Here is a 1,352-nt window from a genome sequence, read left to right on the forward strand (position 1 = left end):
CAAGGATTTTCCAGCGCATGGTCGTTCCGTGCAGGTACGCTTGTCAGTGCAGCGGTTCCGCTGTGTTGAGGCGCACTGTCCCACGATAACTTTCAGCGAGAAAGTCCCGAATTGCCTTGCGTGCCGGCATGGTCGTCGGACCGGGCGATTTCAGGACCTTGTCGCCTACCTCGGCCGTGCGATGGGCGGTCGGCCAGCCCAGGCACTTGGGCGCCGACTGCGGTTCGGCTTGAGCAAGGATACCTTCCTCCGCGGGGCTGCGTCAGGTGTGCGGACCATGGGCTGTGAACCGCGCGTCATCGGGATCGACGACTGGGCCTGGCGCAAGGGACAACGCTATGGAACGCTGATCTGCGATCTCGAACGCCGTGCCGTCATCGACCTGCTGCCAGACCGCGAACCTGCGACCGTCGCCGCCTGGCTACGGCGACATCCGCAGATCGAAGTCGTCGCGCGAGATCGGAATGGCGGATACAGGCAAGCGATTTCCGAAGCGCTTCCTGATGCGACCCAGGTTGCCGACCGTTGGCACCTCCTGCAGAATGCGAGCGATGCGTTTCTGGCCGCCGTCCGTCGCGCAATGCCCATCATAAGAAGAACGGCCTGCAGCGCCGAGCTGGATCCCGGCATTCTGACTGCGGCGGAGCGCCTGCAATTCGAAGGTTTTCAGCGGCGCCAGCAAACCAACGTGATGATCCAGCGCATGCGGTCCGAAGGTGTGCCCATCAAGCGGATCGTCCGGATCACTGGTCTGAGCCGGGGTCTGGTCCGGCGCGTCCTCCGTGGCGAACGAGAAGACGTCTTCCGGCTGCGACAAAGCAGCCTTACTCCCTGGTTCCCGCTTTTGGAGAAGCATTGGCTGGACGGATGTCGCAATGGCGCTGAACTCTGGCGCCGGCTGCGGTCGAACGGCTTCCAAGGAAGTCTCCGGGTCGTCGGTGAATGGGTCACGCGTCAACGCCGCGCCGAGGCCGCCATCCCCCACGGCTCAGGCAAGTGTCCTCCGAGCCGCAAGATTGCCCGCATGATGGCCTCTGGTCGGCACCATCTCTCGAAGGCCGACAGCATATTCGTCACGCAGGTCGAGCACGCTCTGCCGCAACTGGCGCAGGACCGTCGGCTCCTCGATGCCTTCACCTCAATGGTCCGCAACGGCGAGGAGGACGGGCTGGCTGACTGGTTGGATCAGGCGAAGGCGTCTGGACTGGCGGCCTTTTCGCGCGGGCTCTCTGCCGATCTCGACGCCGTTGCGGCGGCGCTTCGCGAGCCTTGGTCCAACGGCCAGACTGAAGGCCAGATCAACAGGCTAAAGATGCTGAAACGGCAGATGTATGGTGCAGCTGGTATCGACC

At 63.6% G+C, this 1,352-nt stretch carries 1 protein-coding gene; it reads left to right on the plus strand.

The window, feature by feature from the left end; genetic code table 11:
- A partial coding sequence (locus VK682_RS27185; protein ID WP_425262627.1) for an ISL3 family transposase occupies window positions 1–1,352 on the plus strand: 1,352 nt, incomplete at both ends.

Source organism: Salipiger marinus (assembly GCF_035481585.1).
Taxonomy (GTDB): Bacteria; Pseudomonadota; Alphaproteobacteria; order Rhodobacterales; family Rhodobacteraceae; genus Salipiger; species Salipiger marinus.